Raw genomic sequence first — 22,727 nt, 5'->3', positions numbered from 1 at the left:
AGCCGCGCTATGTGACGTGTGTGAGTGCGTCCCAGACGTTCTCCGCCTGGACGACCTCGAAACCGGGTGCGAACGCCACCGGCCCCACGGGCACCAGAGCACGCTGCCCGTTACGCCGGCGGCCGCCCTCTTCGAGGGATCCTGCGGGCACGAGGGCGCGCTTGAACCCCATCCTGGCCGCCTCGGACAGCCGCCTGCGGACGTCTTTGACCGGACGCAGCTCGCCCGCCAGACCCACCTCGCCGAGTGCCACGAGGCCGGCCGGCAGCGGCTTGTCCCCGGCGGCGCTGGCGACGGCCAGCATGACGGACAGGTCGACGGCGGGGTCGGCCAGCTTGATGCCCCCCACGGTGGCCGTGAACACGTCGCACCCGCCGAGGCGGGCGTTGAGCCGGCGCTCCAGCACGGCGAGGATCATCTGCACGCGGTAGGTGTCGAGCCCCGACGACGTGCGCCTGGGCTGCTGGGCGTCGGTGCGGGCGACCAGGGCCTGCACCTCGGCGGGCAGCGGGCGGGTGCCCTCGACCGTGACGGTGACGCAGGTGCCGGGCACCGGCTCGCTGCGCCGCGAGACGAACAGGCCGCTCGGGTCGGTGATGCCCTCGATGCCCCGCTCGTGCAGGTCGAAGCAGCCGACCTCGTCGGTGGGGCCGAACCGGTTTTTGATCGCTCGCACCATGCGGAGCCTGGAGTGGCGGTCGCCCTCGAAGTTGAGCACGACGTCGACCAGGTGCTCCAGCGTGCGCGGGCCGGCGATCGAGCCCTCCTTGGTGACGTGGCCGACGAGCACCGTGGCCATGTTGCGCTCCTTGGCCAGGCGCACGAGATTGGCCGCCACCTCGCGGACCTGCGTGACCCCGCCGGGCACGCCCGTGGCCTGCGCGGAGCCGACGGTCTGCACCGAGTCGACCACCAGCATGGTGGGCTGGACCTTCTCCACGTGGGCGACCAGAGCCGACAACTCCGTCTCGGCCGCGAGGTAGAGGCGATCCTGGATGGCGCCGATGCGGTCGGCACGCAGGCGCACCTGGGCAGCCGACTCCTCGCCCGTCACATAGAGGACCGTCTCGCGCTCGGCGATGCGGGCCGCGGCCTCCAGCAGGAGCGTGGACTTGCCGATGCCCGGCTCGCCGGCCAGCAGCACGACCGCGCCCGGCACCAGGCCGCCGCCGAGCACCCGGTCGAGCTCGGCGACGCCGGTCGTGCGGGCCGCCGCCACCTCGGCCTTGACCTGGCCGATCGGCAGGGCGGGTGCGGTGGTGGCGCCGGCCTGGACGACGCTGACGCCGCGGGCGCCCTCTTCGTCGACCGTGCCCCACGCCTGGCACTCGCCGCACCGGCCGACCCACTTCGTGGTGCGCCAGCCGCACTCTGCACAGCGGTATCCGGGTTTCGAGGCAGTCTTGGCCATGCGGAGCAGGCTAGCGGCAGGGGCCGACAATCTTCGAGCCCCGCCGGCACCACGAAGAGGTCAGGTCACCGGACGGTTCACGCCAGGCCGAGCTCCGCGACCAGCATGCGCTTCGGCTTGGCACCCACGATCTGCTTGACCGGCTCGCCGTTCTCGAACAACAACATCGTCGGCACCGCCATCACGCCGTAACGGGCCATGATCTCGGGGTGCGCGTCGGTGTCGAGCTTGCCGATCGTCAGCCCGTGCTCGGCCTCGATCTGCTCCAGTACGGGGCCCACCATCCGGCACGGCCCGCACCATTCGGCCCAGAACTCCACCAGGACCGGCTTGTCGTTCTTGAGCACCTGCTCCTCGTAGTTGTCGGTAGTCAATGTGATCATGTTCAACCCTTCACGAAGCAACCCGGACAGGACTGCGCGAGCTGGGCGGCCACCTCGGCGCGGCGGGCGAGCAGGGCGCGGATCTCCTCGTCGATCTCCTTGAGCTTGCGCTCGTAGACCTCGACCGACTCGGCGCACGAGCCGCCCGTGCTGTGCCCCCGACGCAGGCAGTCGAGGAACGGCCGGGTGTCCTCCAGCGTGAAGCCCACGCTGAGCAGCGCCCTGATCTCCGCGACCAGCCTGACGTCCTCCTCGCCGTAGTCGCGGTAGCCGTTGGCCGCGCGACGGGCGCTGAGCAGGCCGTGCTGCTCGTAGTAGCGGAGCGAGCGCGGGCTCACTCCTGTGCGTTCCGCCAGCTCTCCGATGCGCATATGACCACGGTAAACATTGACACCGACGTCAATGTCAAGCCCTTCAAGCGCAGGTCCGACTCACCGGGGCGTCACTTGGCGGGACACAGGACGGCTTCGGCGGCCTTCTTGATCAGCGGGTCGATCGCGGGATCGCTGTGGTCGGCGCTCAACGTGTTCGACAGGACGAACTGCACGCGGCTGTCGCGCGAGCTGAAGGTCATGGATCTGAAGCCGAACGAGCCGCCCGTCATGACACCGTATCCGTCCTCGGGTTCGCACACGGGCGGCTCGGGGGCCGGCTGGCCGGGGTCGCGGGGCGGCCGGCCGGCGTTCAGCGCCTCTTTCAGCTCTTTCGACAGGAGCTTCTCGCCCGCACGTGCCCGGGCGAAGGAGCTCAGGTCGTCCGTGGTGGAGATGACGCCTCCGGCGGCCCAGAGGTAGCTCGAGTTGAGACGGTCGACGTCGACCGGCTTGCCCTGCTCGCCGGGGTGGTAGCCATGCCCGTGCGGGCCTTTGATGAGCCCGGGGAACTTGTCCGGCAGGTAGGTGCGCTCCATGCCGACGGGGTCGAATATGCGCCGATCGAGTTCGGCGGCCAGGCTGCGCTCCGTGAGCTCCTCGACGATCAGTCCGAGGAGGAAGTAGTTGGTGTTGGAGTAGGAGTAGCTCTGCCCCGGCTCTCCGGTGCGGGGCAGCGTCCGGGTCAACCCGATCATCTCCAGCGGGGAGTAGTTCGTGGTGAAGTCGAATGGGTCGAGCACCCCCGGCTTGAAATAGTTGGGGATGCCGGAGGTGTGATGGATCATCTGCTCCACGGTGATCTCATCGGCCCGGTCCACAAGATCTTTCTCGACCACGACGGGCAGCAGGTCGCCGAGCTTGTCGTCCAGGGCCAGCCTGCCCTCCCCGACCAGTTGCATGATGACGATCTGGATCATGGGCTTGGTCTGGGATCCGGCCCGGAAGCGGGCGTCGGCCGGGATCCTGCCGCCTGCGCCGTCGAGCAGGCGGGTGCCGGCCGTTCCCGTGTCGACCTTCTCGCCGTCGACGTAGAGCGCTCCGATCGTGCCCAGGACCTCGGGGCTTCTGGCCAGTTCCGAAAGGGCCTTCTGCACGTCGCCCAGCTCGGGTCTGGCTGCGTCGGCCGCGGTGGCGTGTGCCGGCGTGCCGAGGGCCAGCATCACGCATGCCAGGCCGGCCAGGCCGGCCTTTTTCGCACGATTCATTGGGAGAGTCCTTCTTACGTTGACGTGCTGAGCCAGGAGGATCTCCGCATCAGGCTCACGGAGCTCCTCCGCCTACGACGACCATGACTAGGCCTTGACCGGTTTCCTGGTCGTTTCCACCCGGATCGAACCGGCTCGCGCAGCCGTCAGGGACTCCCCGCCGTACGGGACGCGCCGGTCGGTTCTAGAAGTGGCGCCAGCGCAGCACGTTCGGATAGGGGATCTCCAGGCCAGGGGTCTCGGCGATGGCCTGCTCGGCCACGCCGGGCGCGAACTCGATGCGCAGCACCGCCTCCAGGTCCGCCCGGCGCTCGAAGGCCATCCTGAGGTCGAGCGGCCGCCGTTGCCAGCCGTGCCGGACCCAGAACGCCTCGACGTCGCGGGGCGAGTAGGTGGGTACGGTGTGCGAGAACCAGCGGCCGAACGACCCCCGCGTCGCGTCGAGGTCGAGCACGAAGGCCGCGCCGCCGCGGCGTACCACCCTGGACAGCTCGCGCAGCCCCGGCTCGCAGCCGGGGCCGAAGAAGTACGCCCAGCGCGCCATCGCCACGTCCACGCTCGCGTCGGGCAGCGGCAGGTCCTGGGCGGCGGCGGCGTGCACGGTCACGTTGGGGAGGCCGGCGCAGCGGCGGCGGGCCAGCGCGGCCAGGTCTCCGTGCGGCTCGACACCGATGACGCCGGACGCCGACGCGGCCAGGACCGGCAGGTGGTAGCCGGTGCCGCAGCCGATGTCGAGCACGGTCGCGCCGTCCCAGGGGCGCAGCTCGCGCATCGCCGCGTCGGCCGCGCCCTCGGGGTCGACGGCGCGGTTCTCCAGCTCGTAGACCTGCGGCGCGTTCCAGATGTTCGGGCTCGGGATCGCGCCTTTCGCTATCCGTGGCATGGTCCAACGCTAGGCGCATGAGCAACCTGCGGTGCGTGCCGCCGGGCGCGGCCCGCCGGAGGCGCCTTCGCGAACCGCCGGATCGGCCCGCCACAAGGGGTTCCGCGACCGGCTGGTCCGGCTCGCCGGAGGTGGTTCGCGCCCGGTGGTTCGGCTCGCCACAAGGGGTTTCGCGACCGCTGGACGCGGCTCGACATGGGCTCGTCCCGTCGGTGCGCGCGCCAGATCGGCGTGACCGGCTTAGGCTGGCAACGTGGCTGATGTCATCCGCGTGCCCAATGCGAAGATCGCATTGTCCACTGCTTCGGTATATCCGGAACGCACTCCAGACGCGTTCGAGCTGGCCGCGCGCCTGGGTTACGACGGCGTAGAGGTCATGGTCGGCGCCGACCCCGTGAGCCAGGACATCGACGTGATCGAGCGGCTCTCCGAGCACTACGAGCTGCCCGTCCTGGCCATCCACGCCCCCTGCCTGCTGGTCACGCAGCGGGTGTGGGGGCGCGACCCCTGGGCCAAGCTGGTCAAGGCGCAGAAGGCGGCCGAACGCCTGGGCGCCTCGACGGTCGTGGTCCATCCGCCGTTCCGATGGCAGCGCGACTACGCGCGCGACTTCGAGAACGGCCTGGCCAGGATGCGCGAGGAGACCGACGTCACCTTCGCGGTGGAGAACATGTTCCCGTTGCGCGCCAGGGGCAACGACGTGGTCCCCTACTCTCCCGACTGGAATCCGATCGACTACGCCTTCCCTCAGGTCACGCTCGACCTGTCGCACACGGCCGTGTCGGGTTCCGACGCCATGGAGATGGCCGTCAAGCTCGGCGACCGGCTCGCCCACCTGCACCTGGCCGACGGCGTCGGGATGACCAACAAGGACGAGCACCTGGTGCCGGGCAGGGGCAACCAGCCGTGCGCGCAGGTCCTCGAGCGCCTGGCGGGCAACGGCTACTCGGGGCTGGTCGTGCTCGAGATCAACACGCGCAAGGCGGCCAGCCGCACGGAGCGCATCGACGATCTCGCGGAGGCGCTGGCCTTCGCCCGGCTGCACCTGGCGGCCGCCACGTGAACACCGGGCCGATCAAGGATCTGGGCAGGGTGTTCGACCGGGTGGCCGACGCGTACGACGCGGGCAGGCCGTGCTATCCCGACGAGCTCTACCGCGCGCTCACCGAGGTGTCCGGCGTCGAGCTCGACGGTGCCACCACGGTCGACGTGGGCGCGGGCACCGGCATCATGACGCGGGCGCTCAGGGCGCGCGGCGCGCAGGTCATCGCGATCGACCTGGGCGCCGAGATGCTGGCCAGGCTGGTGTCGCGGGCGGGCGGCGAGGAGGGTGCGCCCGTCGCGGCCCTGCTGGCCGACGGCAACCGCCTGCCGCTGGCCGACGGCGTGGCCGACCTGGTCACGTTCGCCCAGTCGTGGCACTGGCTCGACCCGGTGGCGTCGATCGCCGAGGCGAGGCGGGTGCTGCGTCCCGGGGGCACGATCGCGGGCTGCTGGAACTTCGCCCACGCCGCGCAGGCCGGGTGGCTGGCCGCGTACGAAGCGCGGCTGGCGGAGGAGGTGCCCGCCTATTGGGGACCGGCGGTCGAGCGGTGGTCGGCGCCGCCCATCGCCGCCGCCTTCGAGGTGATCGAGGAGCGGTGGATTCCGTGGACGAGGCTGGTCGGCGTCGAGGACTTCCTGCTCGGCCTGCGCTCCCACTCCTACATGGCGGCGCTGTCGCCGCGGCGGGCCGATGAGCTGGTCGAGAGGCAGCGGGCCGAGTTGCGCGAGGTGTTCCCCGAGGGTGTGCTGTCGGTGCCGATGCGGGTCTACCTGGCGGTGGGCCGGTGACGCGGGGGAATGCCTCGGAGGAGTCGACGGCCAGGCGCCGTCCTGGACGCAGGCCGGGCTCGGCCGACACGCGGGGCGAGATCCTGGCGGCGGCGCGGAAGGTGTTCGCGGAGAAGGGGTTCGACAAGGCGACCGTGCGCGGCATCGCCAGGGAGGCGAAGGTCGATCCCGCTCTGGTGCACCACTATTTCGACACCAAGGAGGGCATGTTCGCGGCGGCCATGCAGTTGCCGATCACGCCGGAGATCGTCGTCCCCGTGCTGGTCGCCGGGCCGCGCGAGGAGCTCGGTGAGCGGCTCGTCCGGATGATCCTCGAGGTCACGGCCGAGCCGGAGACGCGCGAGCCGATGGTGGCGCTCATGCGCTCGGCCATGACCAACGAGCGTGCGGTCGTGATGTTCCGTGAGTTCATCTCGAACGCGCTGCTCTTCCAGGTGGCCGACCGGCTGCGGGTGCCGCATCTGCGGATCGAGGCGGCGTTCGCCCAGATGTTCGGCGTGATCATGGGGCGCTATGTGATCGGGCTGGAGCCGCTGGCGAGCGCGAGCCATGACGAGCTGGTCGAGTTGCTGGCGCCGACGATCCAGAGGTACTTCACAGGGTAGAGCATTGTTCTGTCAGCGGCGGTGACCATAGGGTATGTCGCGTACCCCGGCAATGTTACCCGTGGGTAGGATCGCAGTGGAGGGCTGCGAAGCGGGTGACCGTACGCTGACAGCCAACGTCGTCTGTGGGAGGACCCCGTGCTCTGGGTAGCCATCATCGGGCTTGTCATGACCGTCCTGGCGGTGGCCGTCGCCGGCCGCCGGGTGCTGTTCCTGTACAAGCTCGCGACCGTGGGGCCGCCTGCGCCCGAGCGCGTCGAGTACGCCAGGACACACGTGGCCGACGAGGTCAAGACGCAGCTCGTCGAGGTGTTCGGGCAGAAGAAACTGCTCAAGTGGACCGCGTCGGGCGTCGCGCACTTCTTCGTCATGTGGGCGTTCTTCATCCTGCTGACCGTCTACGTCGAGGCGTACGGCGCGATCATCCAGGGGGCGATCACCGGCACGCCCGACTTCCACATCCCGCTCATCGGCACCTGGGGCGTGCTCGGATTCGTGCAGGACTTCATCGCGGTGGCCTGCCTGCTCGGCCTGGTCGCCTTCGCGGTCATCAGGGTCAGGAACTCTCCCAAGGCGCTCGGCCGCGACTCCCGCTTCTCCGGCTCCCACCTCGGCGGCGCGTGGCTCGTCCTCTTCATGATCTTCAACATCATCTGGACGCTCTTCCTGGCCCGCGGCGCGGCCGCCGCCAACGGCAACTTCCCCTACTCCTCGGGGGCGTTCGTCTCGCTCGCGCTCGGCGACGTGCTGCCGGCGAGCACCCTGCTGGAGGAGATCGCGCTGCTCCTGCACATCGGCTTCATGCTGGTGTTCCTGGTCATCGTGGTGAACTCCAAGCACCTGCACATCTTCACCGCGCCGCTCAACGTGCTCTTCTCCCGCCGCCCCGACGGCATGGGGGCGGCGGTCGAGATGCGCGTCGACGGCAAGCCGGTCGACTTCGAGGACGAGGACCTCGACCCCGAGCGGCTCGGCCGCGGCAAGATCGCCGACACCACGTGGAAGGGTTTCCTCGACTTCTACTCCTGTACGGAGTGCGGTCGTTGCCAGTCGCAGTGCCCGGCCTGGAACACCGACAAGCCGCTGTCGCCGAAGATGCTGATCCTCGACCAGCGCGACCACGCCTTCGCGGTGGCCCCCTACCTGATGGCGGCGGAGGCCGAGCAGCACAAGGACACCGACGTGCTCGCGCTGCTGGAAAAGCCGCTGGTGGGCGAGGAGGGCGTGATCCACCCCGACGTGCTCTGGTCGTGCACCAACTGCGGCGCCTGCGTCGAGCAGTGCCCCGTGGACATCGAGCACATCGACCACATCCTCGACATGCGCCGCTACCAGGTGATGGTGGAGTCGTCGTTCCCGTCCGAGGCGGGAGTGATGGTGAAAAATTTGGAGAACAAGGGCAACCCGTGGGGTATGTCCGAGATGAAGCGGGCCGACTGGATCGAGGAGCTCGATTTCGAGGTCGAGGTGGTCGAGGACAAGATGCCCGCCGACGCCGAATATCTGTTCTGGGTGGGCTGCGCGGGCGCGCTCGAAGACCGGGCCAAGAAGACCACCAGGGCCGTGGCGGAACTGCTGCACATCGCGGGCGTGAAGTTCGCGGTGCTCGGCCCGATGGAGGCGTGCACCGGCGACCCCGCCCGGCGCCTCGGCATGGAATATCTGTTCAACATGCTCGCCCAGCAGAACATCGAGACGCTCAACGACGCGGGCGTGAAGAAGATCGTGGCGACCTGCCCCCACTGCTTCAACACCCTGGCCAACGAATATCCGCAACTGGGCGGCACGTACGAAGTCGTGCACCACACGCAACTGCTGGCGAAGCTGGTGGACGAGGGCCTGCTCACCCCGGTCACGCCGATCGAGGAGAAGATCACCTATCACGACCCCTGCTTCCTCGGCCGCCACAACAAGGTCTATTCCCAGCCCCGCGACATCATGGCGAAGGTGCCGGGCGTCAAGACCCAGGAGATGCACCGGCACAAGGACCGCGGCTTCTGCTGCGGCGCCGGCGGCGCCCGCATGTGGATGGAGGAGCGCATCGGCAAGCGCATCAACACCGAGCGCGTCGACGAGGCTCTGACCACCGATCCCGACACCGTCTCGACGGCTTGCCCGTTCTGCATGGTGATGCTCGGCGACGCCATCAGCGAGAAGAAGAACAGTGGTGAAGCCAAGGAGTCGCTCGAAGTCGTGGACGTGGCACAGCTGTTGATCAAATCGGTCAAAGGCGCGTCCTGACCAACCCAAGTCGGACTCCTCCACAGGCCATGTGGAGGAGTTCTGCACGTCAATAGGGGTGAGGAACAGCAAATCTGGCATCCACATAACGGGAAAATCACGGTAACCTCAACGTCGCATGGCTCTATTCGACGGGGAGGGGGCTCGTGATGGGCGTCGTGGTGACGGACGCCGAAGTCACTCTGGCCGACGTTCTCTCCCTCCGGCTCGCCATCGACGAACCACTGGAAGACGGCACCGAACTGGTGTTGAGGCACCGCACCACGGGGGTCGAACGCGACGTGCTGCTCGGCACGCCAGGCGCGCGGGCACGCGAGGCCACGCTCGCGGTCTCGCTCGCGCCGCTGGAGCTCAGCGCCGGACGATGGGACGCCTATCTACGCCGCGACGGCAAGCGAGTCAGGCTCCGCAGCGTCGATCCCGGCTTCTCGCTCGACCATCTCGACGCGTACGCGCTGTGCAGGCGCTCCCTCGCCTACCGCTCCTACCGCACCCGCAACGGCTACCTGGCGCTGAAGATCTCCGAAGCGGAGCCCGTGGCCGAGGTGCGGGCCATCTGGTTCAGGGAGGGCCGCTTCGAGGTGATGGGCCTGCTGGCCTACACCGGGCTGGAGGACGACGACTGCCGCCACGAGGCCACGCTGACCCTCGATCGCCGGCAGACGAGCGCCCGGGTGTCGGCCACGGCCACCGTGCAGGGCGTGCGCTTCCACGCGGCCGTCTCGCTCGTCGACGTCCTGGCGGCCGACCACGACGACGGTGCGAGCCACGCGAACGGCACCTGGGAGCCGGCGCTCCAGGTGGAGGGCGTGGCCACACCGATGAAGCTGGGCGCGCGGCTCGACGACGTCGACGGCAAACGACGCCGGCTGCACTATCCGTCGGCGACGGTCGACGGCGTGCCGATCAGACCCTGCTACACCTCCGACGACGAGTTGCGCATCGAGGTGGGCGGATGAAGGTCAGCCTGGTCCTCACGTCCGCCTACGGCATGCGCGGCGACGTGCGCGCCACGCTGAACCTCGCCACCGCCCTCGCCGAGCGCCACGACGTCGAGGTGATCAGCGTCAGGCGGCACAAGGAGAAACCGTTCTTCCCCGTGGACCCGGGCGTGTCCATGCGCAGCGTGATCGACGCCAGGCCGGGGGTCAGGCACCTGCTGCCGCACGGGCAGGTGCGCACCGAGGTGGCGCTCTGGCGGGTGCTGCGCAACCTCAAGACCGACATCCTGATCACCACCAGGCCGGGGCTCAGCGTCCAGGCGGCCAGGCACGCGCCGCGCGAGATCCTCAAGATCGCCAGGGAGTGGGGCCGGCCCGCCGTGCCGGGTCCCGTCAAACGCTTCTACCCGCGCCTGAACGCCGTTGTGACGGCCACGGACTCCGCCCAGGAGGAATGGGCCAGGCTCCTGCCCGGCGGGCCTCCTGTGCACGCCCTGCTGGACGCGCTGCCCGCGGGGCCGTGGCCGCGCTCGCGGATGGACAACAGGATCGTCGCGGCCGGCGGGCGGCTGGTGGCGGTCAAGGCGTACGACCGGCTGATCAGGGCCTTCGCCGTCATCGTGGACAAGCGGCCCGACTGGGCGCTGCGGCTCTACGGCGGCGGCCCCGAGGAGCGGCGGCTGCGCTCGCTCGTCAGCGAGCTCGGCCTGCACAACCACGTCTACTTCATGGGCACGACGCCCGACCTGGCCGGCGAGTTCGCCAAGGCGTCGATCGTGGCCAGCGCCTCGCGGGGCGATGACCTCGGCATGACGGTGCTGGAGGCCATGGGCTGCGGGGTGCCCGTGGTGGCGCTCGAAGGGACCAGGGGGGCGAAGGAGTTCGTCGCGACGGGCTACAACGGGGTGCTGGTGCCCGACGTCGAGGCCGACCCGCAGCCGTTCGCGGTGGCGCTGCTGGCGCTGATCGACGACGAGCGCAGGCGGCGCTCCCTCGCCGCGGGCGCGCTCGACACCGCGGTACGCCATGCGGCCGACGAGGTCGCCGACCAGTGGGAGAAACTGATCGCCGGCCTCCGGTGACGCCTTCCTGCACGCCCCGCCGATACGGGTTACGGGTACCGTAGAAGCATGCATGGGTACAGCGGAGACAAGCAGGCCTATCTGACGCGACTCAGGCGGATCGAGGGGCAGATCCGGGGCCTGCAGCGCATGGTGGACGACGATGCCTACTGCATCGACGTGCTCACACAGGTCTCCGCGGCCACGCGGGCGCTGCAGGCGGTGGCGCTGGGGCTGCTGGAGGAGCACATCTCGCACTGCGTGGCCGACGCGATCAACAACGGTGGCCCCGAGGCCGAGGCGAAGGTGAAGGAGGCCTCGGCGGCGATCGCCCGCCTGGTCCGTTCGTAGGGGACGGACGAAGGCTAGTCCGTACGTAATGAGACATCGTCCGTACGTAGGAGCCGGGGTGGCGGGATGACTAGTTATGTGAAACCCCGGAAACCTTCGTCCCCGACTCTTGGGAGTCAGGAGTCCGGTTCCCGGGGCCAGAAATTTACTGATCTTTACTAGTGACTCGCTGAAGTCCGCAATCCGAGCGCGTCGTCGAGTTCGTCCAAGGTCAGCCGCCGTTCACTGACTGCCACGGCGGTGAGCACCTCGGCGTAGAGCGCAATCTCGTCCAACGCGACACGGTCGTGGACCCGAGAGTCCAGGTCGTTGTGCCCCACCGCGTCGTCCTTTCCTTCCGCAGCCCACACCCTCTTCGAGGTTACGGCGAAGACCCTTCAGGCGACATGGCCCATCGGGGTCATTCCTTTCCGCGTCGCGGGCCCCCAGGAGGATCATTTCCCCAGGCAGAGATCACAATTCAGCGAATTTCCTGTTCGCTCAAGTGTCAGAACGATATAGGCGGAGTTAGGGTGAAATATCGGTATTAGTGCTTTACGTGTGACCTGTGTGGTGATCGTCGCGTTCGTGAATGATCTTACGCACGAGTGCCGCCTGCCCCGCCAGCCCCCGCTCCGGCATCCTGGCCCCCGTCAACCGGCTCCACGCCAGCCCCATGGCGTACGCCGCCCCGAGCACCGCCGCCGTGCTCCCGCGGTCGGGCGGCGCGATCCCCAGCACCGGCGCGGGCGCCGTCGACACCCCGCCAGGCCGCCCCTGCACGGGGAAGCCGTCGGGCTCGGTCCGCTCCCTGGCCGAGGTGCCGGTGAGCCCCGCCTGCCGCAGCGCCTCGTACGCCCTCCTGAGCCGGTGGTCCAGCAGCCCGGGCAGCACGCCCTTGGAGTCGGACAGATCGGCGAGGAGCACGGCCGCGGCCGCCGGCGGCTCGGGCGTGAACCGCAGCGCGTCCACGAGGTCGTAGACCGCGTGGGAGAAGTGCGCCGCCGGGTCGCTCTCCGCCAGCGTCGCCCGGCACAACCGCGCCGGGCAGCGCCGCAGCCACGCCTGGCGCAGGGTCTCCTCCTCCACGTGGGCGTCGTCGATCCCGGAATGGCGCAGCATGGGCTCGACCATCGTGAGCAGGGCGAGCGCCCTGGGCCTGAACCGGGTGTCGGAGAGCAGGATCTGGGCCGTGTCGGCCATCACGGCCGCCAGCCTGAGCGCCGCCCTCGGCTTCCCCGCCCGCAGCCGTTCGGCCACGAGCGTGGCGAGGTCGAGCAGCGGCGGCGCGGGCAGCCAGCGCACCCATTCGTCACCGGGCAGCGGACGGCACAGATATTCGCCGAACACCGTGATCAGCCGCTCGTTGCCGTCGAACGCCGGCGCGTACGCGCACCACATGATCGTGCCCCAGACGGCTGCGACGGTGCTCGGCACGTCGGAGGCGAAGATGTCGTCGAAGGCCGTCAGCGGGTAGTCGAGCTCCGACTTGAGCCCGCTCGCCCGCAGCAGCACCCTCACGCGTTCCGTGAGGCTCTCGGCCACGTCGGGGCCGATGAAGGCCTGGGTCGAGCCCGGCTCGGCGTGGAAGTCGGAGCCCTGGGGGATCACCTCGTCGGGCAGCACCGCCGCGGGATGGTGCACCTGGCGCGCCCGCGTGCCCCGCGGCGGCGGCGCCAGGAGCCAGCGGCCGTCGGCGGGATCGTGCAGGTGCCAGCGGGCGTGGGCGCCGAAGAGCCACCTGTCGCCATCGGGGGTCACGAGGATCCTGGCGGCCAGGACGTGGGCGCGGTCGGGTGGCGAAAGTGCCTGCCAGCGCCGGTCAGCGACCATGGCCCGGATCTCCGCCTCCGCGGAGGTGAACACATCCCAAGGTCGCACGGCCGTCATCGTACTTGCCGTACCCGGATCGTCCATCGGCTTTTCACGGCAGAATGTTCCCCTATGAGGGCGAAGGTAGCAGGCGTGCTGGCGGTCGTGTGCGTGCTCTCCGGCTGCGGCACGGGCACGGCGGCGCCACCGTCGCCGACCGGGCCCGGCGTGCTCACACTGGAGAACGCCACGCCGCCGGCGAAGGGCGGTGAGGTGGGCGAGGCCACGACGGAGTTCGACGACGCCGCCGACCTGTCGATGTGGACCAAGCTGAGCGAGACCGAGAAGGACATCGACCGGATCGCCAAGCTCGACGTCGACAAGACCGCCAAGGGCGCACTCTACATGGAGCCCAAGACCTCGGCCTGGTTCGACGGCTTCCGCGGCCCCTTCGTCTATCAGGAGCTGGCCGGCGACATCGTCATGCACGCCCGGGTCAAGGTCGAGGGCAAGGACGACGACCAGCCGAAGCGGAAGTTCTCGCTCGGCGGCCTGATGGCCCGCCAGCCCGGCTCGTACGCCAAGCCCAACTGGGTCTCGATCACCACCGGCACCATCGAGAAGCCCGGTCAGGTCGAGGTGAAGTACACCAAGGACGGCAGCTCCAAGCCGCAGGAGCTGGCCGTCAAGGACGGCTGGGTGGAGCTCGTGCTGGCCCGGGTGGGCCGCGTCTTCGTCGCCCTCTACAAGGAGGAGAAGGGCACGTGGAAGGTGGGGCAGCGCTGGCCGTCCACCCTCCCCGACGTGCTGCAGTGGGGCATCACCGGCTACACCGACTGGGACAGCTACAGCACGCTGAAGAAGGACGCCGACAAGGGCAACGCCAAGCAGATCACGGGCCAGCCCGACCTCAAGCTGACCGTCGACTATGTGCGTTTCCTGCGGCCGGAGCTGCCCGACTACGCCGACCCGCTCAACAACGCGTCGGTGACGGACGAGGTGCTGATCAAAGCGATGACGCCCGCCGGTGCCTGAGTGCCTTGGCCGCGTAGTTGTCCGGCGTGCGCGCGAAGGAGTCGCGGTCGCCGTCGGTGAGCTCGCGCACGATCTTCCCGGGCACGCCGGCGACCAGCACGCCCGACGGGATCTTCTTGCCGGGCCCGACGAGCGCTCCCGCGGCCACCAGGGTGCCCGCCCCGACGCGGGCGCCGCCCAGCACGATCGCGCCGATGCCGATCAGCGCGCCCGACTCGATGTGGGCGCCGTGGACCATGGCCTTGTGGCCCAGGCTGACCCGGTCTTCGAGGATCGCCGGCTCACCCGGGTCGGCGTGCAGGCAGCACAGATCCTGTACGTTGCACTTTTCGCCGATCTCGATCCGCTCGTCGTCCCCTCGGAGAACGGAGCCGTACCAGATGCTGGACGCCCGGCCCACCCGCACGCTGCCCACCACCACGGCACCAGGCGCGATGTACGCCTCGGGATGAATGTCCGGAGCTGCCCCGTTGTCCAACGCTGCTATGTACATCCGTCACATCGTAATTCCTCCTCCGGCTATGGCGTTCGGGTTGCGGACGTGGGCAGATGGCAGGAAAGTCGTTTCCTGACGTCTCGTCGTCAGACCCTCACAACCCGCAGTTTTCCCCCGCCTCACGCAAACCACCCTTAGGTAACCCCCATGACAAATCAGCACGAGAGCCTCCCCGATCTGATGCAAGAGGACACCTTCGAAGTCGTGATGCGCGGTTACAACCGCCGTCAGGTCCACGACTACATGCTCCGCGTCCGCAACCAGATACGTGATCTTGAAGAACGGCTGGCACGAGCGATCGATCAGGCCGAGCAGGGCCGCATCGAGCTGGCAGAGGCCAGGCGGCGCATGGTCGAGACGCCCCAGAGTTACGAGGATCTCAGCCCTCGCCTTGCGCAGATCCTGCGGCTCGGAGAGGAGGAGGCCGCGGCGAAGCGCGAAGACGCCGAGGCCGAGGCCGCCAGCGTGCGAGACACGGCCAAGACCGAGGCCGAGCACCTGGTGACGACGTCCCGCGAGACGGCCGACAAGATCCTCTCCTCCGCCCAGGCGGAGGCCGAGCGCCGGGTGAACGAGGCGACGCAGTCGGCGGAGCGGATGCTGGCCCAGGCGGGCGCCGACGCGGAGGAGCAGCTCACGGCTGCCCGCACCGAGGCGGAAGAGGCGCTCAAGGAGGCGAAGGCCGAGGCGGAGCGGGTGCTCGCCGCGGCCCAGGCGCAGTCGGAGCAGAAGCTGCAGAACGCCAACGCGAAGGCCGAGCAGCTGGTGACGAGCGCGCGCGACGAGGCCGAGTCGATGCTGGAGTCGGCCAGGCAGCGCACCGCCGCGCTGGACGAGCAGGCGGGCCGCCGGGTCGAATATCTGACCAACACGCACACCGAGGTCGTGCGGCGGCTGACCGAGGTCAGCACCGTGCTCGGCGACCTCATGCGCAGCGAGTCGGGCGCCGGGCCGCTGATCCCCGACGCCGCCATGCCGGCCGCGCCGCCGGCGCCGTCGCAGGGCGCGACGCCCGCGCCGCCGGCGGGCGAGACCCCCGCGCCTGCCGTGCCGCAGGACGACGTGCGGGTCATCGTCGACGAGGACGACTCGGACAAGACCCGGAAGGTCAAGGTCTCCGACGACACCGAGGTCAACGTCATCCGCCTCTCCGAGGCGAACAAGTAGGTCCTTTCCTGCCGGGGCGGGAGGACGACGGTGCGGAGCGGAAGCCCCCGCCCCCGATAGGGTCGGAGGCTTCCGCGCTCGTGGCCCCTCCATGCGTGGTGGCCCGGTGCCGGGGCCGCCGAGACGCTGGACCCGGCACCGGGCTGCTCGTGTGCCGCCGGCCGCTGCCGGCCGGCGTCAGGGAGGTGCGGGGCCGGCCCGCCACGAGTGCCGCTCGCCGGCCCTTCTCTCCTGGTCCCGGAGCTGGTCGCGCAGGCCGTCCGGGTCGTCCGCGTCAATGGTCATCGCGCATCCGGCCTCGCGCTGCGCCGCGCTGATCGGATGGTGTCTCGTGGCCCACCAGCGGCCCGCATCGCTCCGCCAGATGGTCCAGTGAGGGAACTCCCGGGCTATTTCCGCAAGATGCCGATCAAAGGACATCTCCGTCCACCTTCCCGGGCCCCCAGGCGAGGTTCCATCTCCTTAGAAGATGCGCCACCTCTCTAGAGAATTCTATGATCGTGACGGTCAGGTCAACCTTCCCGCTTGACAGATCGCCTTGACCTAGGCGTCGAAGTCGTACTGGAGTACATACGCGGCGGAGTCCAGCACCATCTCGTTGACCTCGACGGGCAGCCCTCCCGACGTGTACGCGGTCCGGGCGATCACGATCACGGGTGTGCCTCCGGGCAACTCCAGCAGGGCGCTCTCGCGCGGTGCCGGCATGCGGGCGCGCACCTCCTCGGTGAAGTGGGTGGGTGGCACGCCGAGGTCGCCCAGCCTGGCGTAGGCACCGCCGGGACCGGTGTCGGGGAGGGTGATCGCGCTGCCCTCCACCAGGTGGGCGGGGAAGAAGGAGGTGGACAGTTGCACGGGCCTGTCGTCGACGGAGTAGCGCCGCCTGCGCACCCAGACCTCCCGGCTGTCGAGGACGCCCGCCACCTCGTCGGACGCCCGCTCCAGCACCACCTCCACCCGGTCGACCTCGAAGGGACGGCCGCGCGCGTCGGCGTCCCAGATGGCCCGTCCCTGGCCCCATTGCTCGCGTGACAGGCGGCGTGAGCCGTGCCTGCGGATCGGTTTGAACAGCCGCACGTAAACCCCCGAACCTCGTTTGGGTACTGCCAACCCTTCATTGATCAGTACGGCAAGCGCTTGCCTGGCGGTTGCCCGTGCGATTGCGTATTCGGCCATCAGCGCGTTCTCGCCCGGTAGGCGGTCCCCGTCGCGCAGTTCGCCGGACAGGATCCGGGCGCGGAGGCCGTCGGCGATGCGGCGATAGATAGGGGGCTCGTGGGGTACCGGGGATTCAGACACGTATGATCACCCTCTGTCACCAACCAGGTAGTGGCGTCTCCAGAGAACTTGCCCCGTCTTGTCCACGATCGCACAGATACACAGGTTGGTCGCGGGCTTCTTTTGAGCGGATCGTGCCCGTGTGGTGAATTCCGCGATGATTTAGCGGACCGTTACCGCGATACGGTCACGCCCGGTATCCGATCGGCCCACCAGCGGCGAGTAACCAAAGCGAAGATCACAGCGCCCGCCGTGTTGAGAATGACGTCGTCCACAGAGGAGAAACGGCCCAGCCGCAGGGCGTACTGGAGCACCTCGACCAGGACCGAAAAGGCCGCCGCGACGGCCGCAACACGGACGGGCGAGGACATCGCCCGGCTGCGCACCGGCAGCAGCGCGCCGAGCGCCGCGAACACCAGGAGGTTGCCCCCGACCTGGACCGACACCGCCTCCCACGGCGCTGCGGCCAGGTCGGCGAGGTCGGTGAACGGGACGAGACTGACACCTGTCTGACCGGTGGACGGCGTGAGGATCATCCAGATCCACGGCGTGGTTCCGACCACGATGCCGACGTCGGCGATCGAGGTGCGCAGGGCCGCGGGACGCCCGGCACGGGCGCGGTGCCGGGAGAGGAGCAAGATTGCTAGCAAGGCCAGGGGGAGCGCAAACGTACCAGCAATAATGACTGGTCCCCACAATTCCCACGTCCGCGCCATCCGACCATGATGGCGAGTGATCAAGGGTTACCGGAAGATGTCCATCCGGACAGGGTCAGCCACCAGACCGCGATCTATACAGGGAGATAGAGGAGAGTGTTGTGCTGACCCATTTCATCGGTGGCCTGCCGGTGGCCGCGGGCCATCCGTTCCCCGTCCATGATCCGGTGACGGGCGCTGTGGTGCGGCAGGCGCACGAGGCCGACCCCGAGGTGGTCGACCGGGCGGTCCGGGCGGCCAGGGAGGCGGCGCGCGACTGGGCGGCGATGCCCGTCGGCGAGCGCGCCGGGTGGATGCGCCGCCTGGCCGAGGGCATCGAGTCCCGCTTCGACGACCTGGTGGCGGCCGAGATCGCCGACACGGGCAAGCCTTTCGACCAGACCCGCACGCTCGACATCCCGCGCGGCATCGCGAACTTCCGCGCCTTCGCCGAGATCGCCGCACAGCGCCCCGACGACGCCTTCCACCTGCCCGGTGTGCTCAGCTACACCGTGCGCAGGCCGCTCGGGGTCGTCGCGGTGATCGTCCCGTGGAACCTGCCGTTCCTGCTGATGACCTGGAAGCTGGCCCCGGCGCTCGTCTCGGGCAACACGGTGGTGGTCAAGCCCTCCGAGAGCACGCCGGGCTCGGCCGCGGTGTTCGCCGAGATCTGCGCGGAAGCCGGGCTGCCCCCTGGCGTGGTCAACATCATCTTCGGGTACGGCGCATCGGGCCAGCTCCTGGTCGAGCACCCCGACGTCGACGGCGTGACGTTCACCGGCTCGACCAGGACGGCCAGCACGATCATGAGAACGGTGGCCGACCGGGTCAAGCCGATCTCGTTCGAGCTGGGCGGCAAGAACGCCGGGCTCGTCTTCGACGACTGCGATCTCGACCGGGCGGTCGACGGCGCCGTGCAGTCGGTCTTCACCAACGGCGGGCAGGTCTGCCTGTGCACCGAGCGGCTCTACGTGCAGCGCTCGATCTTCGAGGAGTTCTGTGCCCGGCTGGCGAGCCGGGCCCAGGAGGTCGAGCCGCAGCCGATGATCTCGCTGGAGCACCGCGAGAGGGTGCTCTCCTACTACGCCCTGGCCCGCTCGGAGGGGGCCAAGGTGCTCACCGGGGGCGGCGTCCCCGCCTTCAACGACCACCGCGATTCCGGATATTTCGTGGAACCAACGGTGGTGACAGGCTTATCGGAATGGTCGAGGTTCAATAGGGAAGAGATCTTTGGGCCGGTCTGCCACGTCGCGCCCTTCGACAGCGAGACCGAGGCGATCGACCTGGCCAACAACAGCGATTACGGCCTGGCGGCCACGCTCTGGACCACCGGGCTCGACCGGGCCCACCGGGTGGCGCAGCGCCTGGAGGCCGGGCTCGTCTGGGTCAACACCTGGTATCTGCGCGACCTGCGGACCCCGTTCGGCGGCGTGAAGCTGTCGGGCATCGGCAGGGAGGGCGGCGTACAGTCGCTGGACTTCTACTCTGAACCCACCACTGTCACCATCAAACTGGAGCAACCCGATGCATGACGAATGGTCCCAGGCCGTGGACGCGCGAACCCAGGCCGCCGACCGGCTGCTGGAGGCCGCGCGTACGGGCAAGCCGTGCCCGCCCGTCAGGGACCTGGTCAGCACACCCGCAGACGCCTACGCCGTACAGGAGATCAACACCCGGCGGGCGATCGGCGAGGGGCGGCGGCCGGCGGGCAGGAAGGTCGGCGTGACCAACAGGGCGCTGCAGCAGCGCCTCGGCATCGACCAGCCCGACTTCGGCATGCTCTTCGCGGACACGTGCTACGGCGACGGGCAGCCCATCCCCGTGGACAGGTTCCTGCAGCCGCGCGCCGAGGCCGAGGTCGCGCTGGTGCTCGGCCGTGACCTGAGCGGCGGGCCGTTCACGGTGGCCGACGTGATCAGGGCGGTGGAGTTCGTGCTGCCCGCGATCGAGATCGCCGACTCGCGCATCGCCGACTGGGACATCACGCTGGCCGACACGGTCGCCGACAACGCCTCCGCGGGGGCGTACGTGCTGGGCGGCACGCCCGTGCCGCTGACAGGGCTCGACCTGCGCTCGGCCGCGATGACGATGAGCCGGGGCGGCGAGGAGGTCTCGACCGGCTCCGGCGCCGAGTGCCTGGGCCACCCGCTCAACGCGGCCGTCTGGCTGGCCACGCGGCTCGGCCGCACCGAATACGCGCTGCGCGCGGGCGACGTCGTGCTGACCGGCGCGCTCGGCCCCGTGGTGCCCGTCGAGGCGGGCGACGCGTTCGAGGCCCGCATCGACGGGCTCGGCTCCGTACGCGCGGTGTTTGCGGCGTGAGCACGCGCGACCGGGCCGTGCCGGGCGCGGCCGTCACCCGCGAGCGGTGCCTCGCGCTCGACGCCGGCGACCCGCTGCGGCGCTTCAAGGACGAGTTCGTGCTGCCGGAGGGCGTCGTCTACCTCGTCGGCAACTCGCTGGGCGCGCTGCCCCGGCGTGCCGTCGAGCGGGTGCGCCGGGCGGTCGAGGACGAGTGGGGCGGGCAACTCGTCGGCGGCTGGAACCACGCCGGGTGGTTCGGGCAGCCGCTGGCGGCCGGCGACCGGCTGGCCCCGCTGATCGGCGCCGGCCCCGGGCAGGTCGTGGTGGGCAACACCACCTCCATCGCGGTCTTCCAGGCGGTGGCGGCCGCGCTGCGGTTGCGCCCCGGCCGCCGGGTGATCGTGTCCGACGTACGGAACTTCCCCACCGACCACTACATGGTGCAGGGTCTGGCCGGCCTGCTCGGCGGCTACGAGGTGCGCGACGTCGCGGAGGGGCGCTTCGACGACGCGGCCGTGGTGCTGATGGCGGAGGTCGACTACGCCACCGGCGCCCGCCACGACGTGCCCGCGATCACCGCCGAGGTGCAGGCGGCGGGGGCGCTCATGGTCTGGGACGTGTGCCACAGCGTGGGCGCCATGGAGGTGGACGTCTCGGCGGCCGACTTCGCGCTCGGGTGCACGTACAAGTATCTGAACGCCGGGCCCGGCGCGCCCGCCTTCCTCTACGTCAACCCGCGCCACCACGCCGCCGCCGAGAACGTGTTGTCCGGATGGAACGGCCACGCCGAGCCGTTCGCGTTCGAGCCCGGCTACCGGCCGGCCGAGGGCGTCAGGCGGTTCGCGGTGGGCACCCCGCACGTGTTGTCGTTCGCCGCGCTCGACGCCGCGCTCGACGTGTGGGAGGAGGTGCCGATGGCGCAGGTGCGGGCCAAGAGCATGGCGCTGACCTCGCTCTTCGTCGACCTCGTCGGCGACGCGCTGGAGCTCGCCTCGCCGGCTGACGCCGCCGCGCGCGGCAGCCAGGTGAGCTTCCGCCACCCCGACGGCTATCCGGTGATGCGGGCGCTGATCGACCGCGGCGTGCACGGCGACTTCCGCGCGCCCGACATCCTCAGGTTCGGCTTCGCGCCGCTCTACGTCGGCTACGCCGACGTCTACGACGCCGCCGCCACCCTGCTGGAGGTGCTGGACAAGGAGCTGTGGCGGGACGAGAGGTATGCCAGGCGGCTGGCCGTCACCTAGTCGCGTCCAGCAGCTTGATCGCGCGTTTGGGGGCGATCGCGCGATAGCTCTCCTCCACCCAGTCGAGCAGCACCTCGGTCTCGGGCAACTCCGACAGGAACGGCACGGTCACCCAGCCCGCCTTGCCGAGCCCGTAGCCGCTGGGTCGCGCCCCCTCGACGGTCAGCGCGTGGCCGTGCGCCTCCGACAGCAGCTTCACGCCGAACGTCGGATCCCACTTCTCGGTCTGCTCCTCCAGGCCGAGGAAGAGGAACACCTTCTTGTTCACCTTGACCACCGTCTCGCCCCACGGATGGTCCTCGTGGCTCTCGGGCAGCCCGAGGGCGAACGCGCGCAGCTCCTCGCGTACGTCGTGCCAGTCGCTCATGCCCGCACGTTACCCCGGAACTCGTCGAGCTTGTGTTCGATGCGCTCGCGGATCAGGTCGCGGGCCTCCATCCGCGGCACGCCCGACATCAGCAGCCTGTCGTAGTCGGTGTCGAGATGCCGGATGGAGGCGATCACGGCGAGCGTGATGGCGTTCTCGTCGAGCGCCCTGGCCGCCGCCGACCTGCCCACCCGTCCGCTGCCGCGCTGGCCCGCGTGCTCGGCGATCTCCCGCGCCCGCGGCTCGGGGCAGCCGGGGAACAACCGGGCGATCTCGGCCGCCATCCTGGTCTGGAACTCGACGTCCTGCTCCGCCCTGCGTACGCGGTCGCGCTCCCTGCGGCGCAGGCGGACCTCCTCGTCGGCCAGGCAGCGCTCCTCGGCGGCGGCCAGCGCGGCCTCCTCCACCAGCAGGCCCATGCGCTGGTAGACCTTGCGCCGCCGGTTGTACCGGACGACCACCGCGGACAGGCCGCTCTCCTTCTTGGCCCGCCGGCTGAGCGCCGCGTCGCCCGCCGGCAGGAATGTCAGGTGGTCGAGGTCCGCGCAGGTCAGGCAGTGCGGCCGGTCGTCCTCCATGATCAGGTAGGGGCCGGTGTCGCCGCAGGCCGCGCACGTCCAGGCGTCGAGCGGGGCCACCGCCACCAGGTCGGGCGGCTTGCTCTGCGCCTCGGTGAGCCGCCGCACCCGGGCCTCGCTGAGATCGGGCGAGAGCCAGTGCACGCGGAACGCCTCCTGCCCGTCCCCCGACGTGAAGCGCAGCTCGCGGCGGTCGCGGGTGCCGGCCACGTAGGGCGTGTCGACCGGTCGCAACCCCTTGGCCAGGGCCCACTCCCGCAGCAGGGCGGCCGCGGTGAGCAGGCGATCCTCGCCGACGTCGGACAGCTCGGCCAGCGTGGCCGCCCTGCCCTGCCGCCAGACGTCGACGTGCCTGGTGTGCAACCAGCGCAGGCCCGTCACCACGTCGATGAAGGTCACGTATTTCCTGGCGGTCAGCGCGATCTCGGCCGCGTCGGCGACCCTTCGCGCCAGCTTCGGCCTGCTCGCCCTATCGGTTCGGCTCACG

The 22,727-nt window shown here is 69.9% G+C and carries 24 protein-coding genes; 12 read left to right on the top strand and 12 right to left on the bottom strand.

The genetic code is table 11. From position 1 onward, the window contains the following. Positions 1–7: 7 nt before the first annotated feature. The 5 genes from radA to ABGA98_RS20535 all read right to left on the bottom strand — a co-directional run bounded on the left by radA (position 8) and on the right by ABGA98_RS20535 (position 4,256). Positions 8–1,411 (bottom strand): DNA repair protein RadA, encoded by a 1,404-nt coding sequence (radA, locus tag ABGA98_RS20555; protein WP_347619949.1) that lies wholly within the window; start codon positions 1,409–1,411, stop codon positions 8–10. 77 nt (positions 1,412–1,488) lie between these two features. After that, the gene (gene trxA / locus ABGA98_RS20550) at positions 1,489–1,794 is read right to left on the bottom strand and encodes a thioredoxin (protein ID WP_347619948.1); all 306 of its coding nucleotides are present in this window, start codon (positions 1,792–1,794) and stop codon (positions 1,489–1,491) included. Positions 1,795–1,796: 2 nt separating this feature from the next. Continuing rightward, the gene (locus tag ABGA98_RS20545; protein WP_347619947.1) at positions 1,797–2,165 is read right to left on the bottom strand and encodes a MerR family transcriptional regulator; all 369 of its coding nucleotides are present in this window, start codon (positions 2,163–2,165) and stop codon (positions 1,797–1,799) included. Between the two features lie 71 nt (positions 2,166–2,236). Continuing rightward, positions 2,237–3,373 carry a serine hydrolase domain-containing protein gene (locus tag ABGA98_RS20540; protein WP_347619946.1) on the bottom strand — a complete coding sequence of 379 codons (1,137 nt, stop codon included), beginning with the start codon at positions 3,371–3,373 and terminating at the stop codon, positions 2,237–2,239. 184 nt (positions 3,374–3,557) lie between these two features. Further along, positions 3,558–4,256, bottom strand: a complete 699-nt coding sequence (locus ABGA98_RS20535; protein ID WP_347619945.1) for a class I SAM-dependent methyltransferase — start codon at positions 4,254–4,256, stop codon at positions 3,558–3,560. 253 nt (positions 4,257–4,509) lie between these two features. Here ABGA98_RS20535 and ABGA98_RS20530 point away from each other — a divergent pair, with 253 nt between their 5' ends. The 7 genes from ABGA98_RS20530 to ABGA98_RS20500 all read left to right on the top strand — a co-directional run bounded on the left by ABGA98_RS20530 (position 4,510) and on the right by ABGA98_RS20500 (position 11,288). Then, on the top strand, positions 4,510–5,319 hold the full coding sequence (locus ABGA98_RS20530) for a sugar phosphate isomerase/epimerase (RefSeq protein WP_347619944.1): 810 nt from the start codon (positions 4,510–4,512) through the stop codon (positions 5,317–5,319). Further along, positions 5,316–6,089, top strand: coding sequence for a class I SAM-dependent methyltransferase (locus ABGA98_RS20525; RefSeq protein ID WP_347619943.1), 774 nt, complete (start codon positions 5,316–5,318; stop codon positions 6,087–6,089). The genes ABGA98_RS20530 and ABGA98_RS20525 overlap by 4 nt, the downstream gene beginning before the upstream one ends. After that, entirely contained in the window at positions 6,086–6,694 is a 609-nt protein-coding gene (locus tag ABGA98_RS20520) for a TetR family transcriptional regulator (RefSeq protein ID WP_347619942.1), read from the top strand. The genes ABGA98_RS20525 and ABGA98_RS20520 overlap by 4 nt, the downstream gene beginning before the upstream one ends. Positions 6,695–6,832: 138 nt before the next feature. Next, positions 6,833–8,935: a (Fe-S)-binding protein gene (locus ABGA98_RS20515; protein ID WP_347619941.1), complete on the top strand. Its 2,103-nt coding sequence runs from the start codon at positions 6,833–6,835 to the stop codon at positions 8,933–8,935. Positions 8,936–9,084: 149 nt separating this feature from the next. Next, the gene (locus tag ABGA98_RS20510; protein WP_347619991.1) at positions 9,085–9,894 is read left to right on the top strand and encodes a hypothetical protein; all 810 of its coding nucleotides are present in this window, start codon (positions 9,085–9,087) and stop codon (positions 9,892–9,894) included. Next, positions 9,891–10,958 (top strand): glycosyltransferase, encoded by a 1,068-nt coding sequence (locus tag ABGA98_RS20505; protein WP_347619940.1) that lies wholly within the window; start codon positions 9,891–9,893, stop codon positions 10,956–10,958. Before ABGA98_RS20510 ends, ABGA98_RS20505 begins: the two co-directional genes overlap by 4 nt. 48 nt (positions 10,959–11,006) lie before the next feature. Then, positions 11,007–11,288, top strand: coding sequence for a metal-sensitive transcriptional regulator (locus ABGA98_RS20500; protein ID WP_132334374.1), 282 nt, complete (start codon positions 11,007–11,009; stop codon positions 11,286–11,288). A 158-nt stretch (positions 11,289–11,446) separates the two neighbouring features. Here the strand turns inward: ABGA98_RS20500 and ABGA98_RS20495 are convergent, their stop codons facing one another. Both ABGA98_RS20495 and ABGA98_RS20490 read right to left on the bottom strand, forming a co-directional pair. Continuing rightward, positions 11,447–11,608, bottom strand: a complete 162-nt coding sequence (locus tag ABGA98_RS20495) for a hypothetical protein (protein WP_165959714.1) — start codon at positions 11,606–11,608, stop codon at positions 11,447–11,449. Between the two features lie 214 nt (positions 11,609–11,822). Continuing rightward, a complete protein-coding gene (locus ABGA98_RS20490; RefSeq protein WP_347619939.1) occupies positions 11,823–13,157 on the bottom strand; it encodes a hypothetical protein in 1,335 nt (444 codons plus the stop codon). A 54-nt stretch (positions 13,158–13,211) separates the two neighbouring features. Here ABGA98_RS20490 and ABGA98_RS20485 point away from each other — a divergent pair, with 54 nt between their 5' ends. Beyond that, positions 13,212–14,114 carry a hypothetical protein gene (locus tag ABGA98_RS20485; RefSeq protein WP_347619938.1) on the top strand — a complete coding sequence of 301 codons (903 nt, stop codon included), beginning with the start codon at positions 13,212–13,214 and terminating at the stop codon, positions 14,112–14,114. Here ABGA98_RS20485 and ABGA98_RS20480 read toward each other — a convergent pair. Next, the gene (locus ABGA98_RS20480) at positions 14,086–14,607 is read right to left on the bottom strand and encodes a gamma carbonic anhydrase family protein (RefSeq protein WP_347619937.1); all 522 of its coding nucleotides are present in this window, start codon (positions 14,605–14,607) and stop codon (positions 14,086–14,088) included. The two genes, ABGA98_RS20485 and ABGA98_RS20480, sit on opposite strands and share 29 nt — an antisense overlap. A gap of 150 nt (positions 14,608–14,757) precedes the next feature. Between ABGA98_RS20480 and ABGA98_RS20475 the strand changes: the two genes are divergently transcribed. Beyond that, positions 14,758–15,777 (top strand): hypothetical protein, encoded by a 1,020-nt coding sequence (locus tag ABGA98_RS20475; RefSeq protein WP_347619936.1) that lies wholly within the window; start codon positions 14,758–14,760, stop codon positions 15,775–15,777. A 543-nt stretch (positions 15,778–16,320) separates the two neighbouring features. Here ABGA98_RS20475 and ABGA98_RS20470 read toward each other — a convergent pair. After that, entirely contained in the window at positions 16,321–17,073 is a 753-nt protein-coding gene (locus ABGA98_RS20470) for a GntR family transcriptional regulator (protein ID WP_347619935.1), read from the bottom strand. Positions 17,074–17,225: 152 nt separating this feature from the next. Next, the gene (locus tag ABGA98_RS20465) at positions 17,226–17,768 is read right to left on the bottom strand and encodes a VanZ family protein (protein ID WP_347619934.1); all 543 of its coding nucleotides are present in this window, start codon (positions 17,766–17,768) and stop codon (positions 17,226–17,228) included. A 101-nt stretch (positions 17,769–17,869) separates the two neighbouring features. On the opposite strand from ABGA98_RS20465, the gene ABGA98_RS20460 reads away from it, so the two are divergent. The 3 genes from ABGA98_RS20460 to kynU are packed head-to-tail and all read left to right on the top strand — an operon-like array spanning position 17,870 to position 21,295. Beyond that, positions 17,870–19,279: an aldehyde dehydrogenase family protein gene (locus ABGA98_RS20460; RefSeq protein WP_347619932.1), complete on the top strand. Its 1,410-nt coding sequence runs from the start codon at positions 17,870–17,872 to the stop codon at positions 19,277–19,279. Further along, positions 19,272–20,069 (top strand): fumarylacetoacetate hydrolase family protein, encoded by a 798-nt coding sequence (locus tag ABGA98_RS20455; RefSeq protein WP_347619931.1) that lies wholly within the window; start codon positions 19,272–19,274, stop codon positions 20,067–20,069. The genes ABGA98_RS20460 and ABGA98_RS20455 overlap by 8 nt, the downstream gene beginning before the upstream one ends. Next, the gene (kynU, locus tag ABGA98_RS20450; RefSeq protein WP_347619930.1) at positions 20,066–21,295 is read left to right on the top strand and encodes a kynureninase; all 1,230 of its coding nucleotides are present in this window, start codon (positions 20,066–20,068) and stop codon (positions 21,293–21,295) included. The genes ABGA98_RS20455 and kynU overlap by 4 nt, the downstream gene beginning before the upstream one ends. On the opposite strand, the gene ABGA98_RS20445 is transcribed toward kynU, so the two are convergent. After that, positions 21,288–21,662, bottom strand: a complete 375-nt coding sequence (locus ABGA98_RS20445; protein ID WP_347619929.1) for an MmcQ/YjbR family DNA-binding protein — start codon at positions 21,660–21,662, stop codon at positions 21,288–21,290. The genes kynU and ABGA98_RS20445 overlap by 8 nt on opposite strands. After that, complete coding sequence (locus ABGA98_RS20440; protein WP_347619928.1) at positions 21,659–22,726, bottom strand: DUF2293 domain-containing protein; 1,068 nt, start codon at positions 22,724–22,726, stop codon at positions 21,659–21,661. The genes ABGA98_RS20445 and ABGA98_RS20440 overlap by 4 nt, the downstream gene beginning before the upstream one ends. Position 22,727: the final 1 nt, after the last annotated feature.

The sequence above is a fragment of the Nonomuraea sp. B1E8 genome, from assembly GCF_039871515.1.
GTDB lineage: Bacteria > Actinomycetota > Actinomycetes > Streptosporangiales > Streptosporangiaceae > Nonomuraea.
This window is presented reverse-complemented; position numbering and strand designations above follow the sequence as displayed.

Coding starts and splice junctions, on each gene's coding strand:
- radA (WP_347619949.1), bottom strand. CDS start 1,411: ATGGCCAAGACTGCCTCGAAACCCGGATACCGCTGTGCAGAGTGCGGC.
- trxA (WP_347619948.1), bottom strand. CDS start 1,794: ATGATCACATTGACTACCGACAACTACGAGGAGCAGGTGCTCAAGAAC.
- ABGA98_RS20545 (WP_347619947.1), bottom strand. CDS start 2,165: ATGCGCATCGGAGAGCTGGCGGAACGCACAGGAGTGAGCCCGCGCTCG.
- ABGA98_RS20540 (WP_347619946.1), bottom strand. CDS start 3,373: ATGAATCGTGCGAAAAAGGCCGGCCTGGCCGGCCTGGCATGCGTGATG.
- ABGA98_RS20535 (WP_347619945.1), bottom strand. CDS start 4,256: ATGCCACGGATAGCGAAAGGCGCGATCCCGAGCCCGAACATCTGGAAC.
- ABGA98_RS20510 (WP_347619991.1), top strand. CDS start 9,085: ATGGGCGTCGTGGTGACGGACGCCGAAGTCACTCTGGCCGACGTTCTC.
- ABGA98_RS20505 (WP_347619940.1), top strand. CDS start 9,891: ATGAAGGTCAGCCTGGTCCTCACGTCCGCCTACGGCATGCGCGGCGAC.
- ABGA98_RS20500 (WP_132334374.1), top strand. CDS start 11,007: ATGCATGGGTACAGCGGAGACAAGCAGGCCTATCTGACGCGACTCAGG.
- ABGA98_RS20490 (WP_347619939.1), bottom strand. CDS start 13,157: ATGACGGCCGTGCGACCTTGGGATGTGTTCACCTCCGCGGAGGCGGAG.
- ABGA98_RS20485 (WP_347619938.1), top strand. CDS start 13,212: ATGAGGGCGAAGGTAGCAGGCGTGCTGGCGGTCGTGTGCGTGCTCTCC.
- ABGA98_RS20480 (WP_347619937.1), bottom strand. CDS start 14,607: ATGTACATAGCAGCGTTGGACAACGGGGCAGCTCCGGACATTCATCCC.
- ABGA98_RS20475 (WP_347619936.1), top strand. CDS start 14,758: ATGACAAATCAGCACGAGAGCCTCCCCGATCTGATGCAAGAGGACACC.
- ABGA98_RS20465 (WP_347619934.1), bottom strand. CDS start 17,768: ATGGCGCGGACGTGGGAATTGTGGGGACCAGTCATTATTGCTGGTACG.
- ABGA98_RS20455 (WP_347619931.1), top strand. CDS start 19,272: ATGCATGACGAATGGTCCCAGGCCGTGGACGCGCGAACCCAGGCCGCC.
- ABGA98_RS20445 (WP_347619929.1), bottom strand. CDS start 21,662: ATGAGCGACTGGCACGACGTACGCGAGGAGCTGCGCGCGTTCGCCCTC.